The organism is Pantoea sp. YU22 (genome assembly GCF_003970755.1).
Taxonomy (GTDB): domain Bacteria; phylum Pseudomonadota; class Gammaproteobacteria; order Enterobacterales; family Enterobacteriaceae; genus Pantoea; species Pantoea piersonii.
The window spans coordinates 1-563 of record NZ_RYDU01000048.1; the positions used below are offsets into that span (position 1 = coordinate 1).

Annotated in this window: 1 protein-coding gene; it reads left to right on the forward strand. The window is 54.4% G+C overall.

All coding sequences use genetic code 11. The features are described 5' to 3' along the window. Window positions 1–563: POTRA domain-containing protein (locus EKL29_RS22950; protein WP_311779083.1), on the forward strand; the 563-nt coding region annotated here is incomplete at both ends.

The window sequence follows — 563 nt, forward strand, 5'->3', positions numbered from 1 at the left end:
GTTGGCGATACGGTTAATGACGAAGATGTCAAAAATACCATTCGTTCACTCTTTGCTACCGGCAACTTTGAGGATGTTCAGGTCCTGCGCGACGGAACTACGCTGATTGTTCAGGTTAAAGAACGTCCTACCATTGCCAGCATTACCTTTACCGGCAACAAAGCGGTGAAAGAGGATCAGCTCAAGCAAAACCTTGAGGCCTCTGGCGTACGCGTAGGCGAAGCTCTGGACCGCACCACCATCTCTTCGATTGAGAAGGGGCTGGAGGACTTCTACTACAGCGTCGGTAAATACACCGCTAACGTGAAGGCCGTGGTTACGCCGCTGCCGCGCAACCGCGTCGATCTGAAGCTGGTCTTTACCGAAGGCGTCTCCGCCAAAATTCAGCAGATCAACATCGTTGGTAATAAGGCCTTCAGCTCTGACGAGCTGATCTCCCGTTTCCAGCTGCGCGACGAAGTGCCGTGGTGGAACGTGGTGGGCGATCGCAAGTATCAGAAGCAAAAACTGGCGGGCGACCTTGAGACGCTGCGCAGCTTCTATCTCGACCGCGGCTATGCGCG